Genomic DNA, 2,743 nt, shown 5'->3' with positions numbered 1-2,743 from the left:
CTGGTCCCGATGGCGCCGACGACGCCAACACCAAGCCCGAACCTGCCACTACCGACGACACGGCTACCCCTGACCAACTGCCGTTGCAGTACTAGACGCTTGCGTAGGTAATCGCGGTAGGGGTCGACGAGAGGGTGGCACGGTACTTGGGGACGCGGAGGATCCGCTCGGTTCGGTCGGCTCGCGCGTAACGCTGGACGGTGTTCAGGGCCAACTGGAGGCGGCGGGCGGATTTGAGTAGGCCTACGCCCTGGTCGAGCAGGTCGTGGACCTGATGCCAGCTTCGAAGGGTCGTCCGCGCGGGCCCCTCGTAGATGGGTGCCTCCAGTATGGGAGCCCAGCAGGTGCTGTGGGCCTTTACCCTGCTGAGTGCCGCTTCGCATTGGTTGTGCCATAGGTGCCATCTGTCCGCGACCTGCAGCGCGTTGGGCAGGGCGCGGCGGAAGGGCTCGACGCTGGGATACTCGCGCAGCCACGGCTTCGAAGGTGTCGGCGGTGCGGTCGGGCAGTACCTCGATCCGCTCATAGGTCTCGGCGCCGATCACCACGGCGGCATAGCGATGCCGCCGGCGCAGAGCAGAACCGTCAATGCCGATACCTCGGCGCGTCCGACCAGTGGGCAACGAGATGCGCAGCAGGGCGCGTAGGGCCCGGCGCACCAGTGATCACACCGCGAAACAGTGAAAAACCACAGGTTCCACACCTACCGGATAATGCGGTTATGCGATTCATGGCTTTACGCATGATCCTTCAAGTCATCGCTGCCCAGGCAGCGTCCGAAGGTGCGGCGAAGCAGGTGCGAAGCGAAGGTGAAGGCAGATCTTCGTAAGGTCCCTTTAGGACTTTGCCCGAACTAGGAGGAGAAGAACTTGCTGAAAACCATCGCTCGCGGCGTAATCGTCGCCACAGCCGTCGTCGGTACGACGTTCGCTGCAGGGGCATCCGTGGCCAGTGCCGCCGAACCTGCCTCGGCGTCGGCGTCCGCCAACAGCGTTGTCGAGACCCAGGGTCTCTACTGGCGTTATGGTGGCACCTGGTCCGCCTTTGATTGCTTCAACCGTGGAAACTGGTATCTCGACAGCGGTAACGCCTCCGACTATAGGTGCGACTATGTAGGAAACGGCAGGAATGAACTGTGGCTGTTGGTGAACGACGCTAACGCCTGATTCCTCGGTCGCCGGTAAGAAACATCGGCGAGCAGTAGCGAGGTGGGTCAGCGAAAAGACACAGAGTCGGGCTTGGTCGCAGAGAAAATCACCAGGTTGCTCCGACCTGTTGGCTAATTGAAGTGGCCAAGCCCGCTCTTCCGTAGTCGCTGCTCTCAGCGATATGGACGGCTTTGTGTCAACCCTCAAGGACCATGGGCTGCGGCGCAAGTTCGTACCGCCTGAACCCCGAACACGCATCGCCCATGTCTCGCTTCCAGGTCGTGTTCAGAAACCCAGAGTAGTAGAGCGTGGAGGTTTCTGGGCCGGCTGCTACCTGGAACAGGGGACATGAAATTCGGCCGGCCGGCCAACTTGCCGAGTTTATTCGATGATGGTCACGAGCGGCGGCGTGGATCGCACGAATGATTGGCGATTCCCTGGTGGCGGACCGCCTCGGGGTTCGGGCCGCTGCCAGCTCAGGTTGCGTTGGTGTGCGGACCTTGAGCCACGGCGATCGCGAGGAGTCTGCGAGCGGCATGTTCCAGGGTGCTACGGCTCACCGGTTGGCATTCCAGCTCGGCGCAGATCGAGAGACCGACCTTCAACGCCTGGGAGTATCCGGTTGGTATGATCTGCAGGTACTCCGGGCCGCCGGGCTCGTCTCGGCCCAGTAGGAACTCAATGCTGAGATGAGCGTCGTTCCAATTGCCCCGAGCAGCCGCAGGCTCATCGTCGATGAGCAGGAACCCCGATTCGTAGGAGTCATCAGGCGGCACCGCCAACAGCCAACGTGCAAATTCGGCCGCCTGCAGCGCACCGCCGTGCAGACTCAGACGGCCGACGTAGTAGGCGTCGAACCACCACTCCCCGTCAGCGTCCCTGCCAATCGCAGTCCACAGATCCTCAACGGGCCGTCCTACGTAATGACTGCCGCGCCATTCAAACCGAAAGAGCTCGCCGTCGAAACCCTCTCCGCCGGTCGTCAACGGACCCTCCAAAAGTGCAACGGCAAACGCGATTACTAGCGCACTGGCATCAGATGGAGAGTTTACGGGTAGTTCCCCGGTAATGGCAAGGTTATTGCGTAGTGGGGTACCTGCTGTTCACGTTGGTGTTTAGCCTCGGCCGTTCGTTAAGGGCTGCGCGGCGGCGGTCGCGGGGACGCGAAAGTGCTTTCTGACCTGGAACGATGTGACTTGTCTAGGGTCTCATCCATCCATCACGGAAGGCACTTTCAAGGTGCAGCGTACCGGCATGCGTCCCAAGCTTGCGGTCTCTGGTGGGGGTCGGGGCGTGGTCGGTCACGCCGGGGCCCGTCTGCTGGCCGACATCGCTGAGGTGACCGGGTTGACCAGTGGTTTCGGTGATGCGCTTGCCGGGTTGCGGCAGCGGCGTCCGGTTCATGAGCCGGGCCGGGTCGCGGTCGATCTGGCCGTGATGCTCGCCGACGGCGGTGAAGCGATCGCCGATCTGAGCGTGCTACGTCATCAGCCCTAGTTGCAACGCCGTTCAGTTAGGGCGGTGGGCGGCGTGTCAAGGCGTGTCTGGGACGTGAAGCAGCGGAGCTCCGGTATAGAGGGTGGTCACTCTAAGAC

General features: G+C 62.2%; 2 protein-coding genes and 2 pseudogenes. 2 read left to right on the top strand and 2 right to left on the bottom strand.

Going from position 1 to position 2,743, the window contains the following annotated elements; all coding sequences use genetic code 11:
• Positions 1 to 95: 95 nt before the first annotated feature.
• Positions 96 to 650: pseudogene (locus ABZS40_RS36585) on the bottom strand (ISL3 family transposase); the annotation flags it as partial.
• Positions 651 to 869: 219 nt separating this feature from the next.
• Between ABZS40_RS36585 and ABZS40_RS36580 the strand changes: the two are divergent.
• Positions 870 to 1,166: a hypothetical protein gene (locus ABZS40_RS36580; RefSeq protein ID WP_354949307.1), complete on the top strand. Its 297-nt coding sequence runs from the start codon at positions 870 to 872 to the stop codon at positions 1,164 to 1,166.
• Between the two features lie 458 nt (positions 1,167 to 1,624).
• Here the strand turns inward: ABZS40_RS36580 and ABZS40_RS36575 are convergent, their stop codons facing one another.
• Positions 1,625 to 2,134, bottom strand: a complete 510-nt coding sequence (locus tag ABZS40_RS36575) for a hypothetical protein (protein ID WP_354949305.1) — start codon at positions 2,132 to 2,134, stop codon at positions 1,625 to 1,627.
• A 232-nt stretch (positions 2,135 to 2,366) separates the two neighbouring features.
• Here ABZS40_RS36575 and ABZS40_RS36570 point away from each other — a divergent pair.
• Positions 2,367 to 2,639, top strand: a pseudogene (locus tag ABZS40_RS36570) (IS1380 family transposase); the annotation flags it as partial.
• Between the last annotated feature and the right edge of the window lie 104 nt (positions 2,640 to 2,743).

Origin of the sequence: Micromonospora sp. NPDC005324 (genome assembly GCF_040607155.1) — a bacterium.
In the GTDB taxonomy this organism is placed as follows: Bacteria; Actinomycetota; Actinomycetes; order Mycobacteriales; family Micromonosporaceae; genus Micromonospora; species Micromonospora trifolii.
The sequence above is the reverse complement of the archived record's forward strand: the minus strand, read 5'-3'. Positions and strand labels throughout refer to the sequence as shown.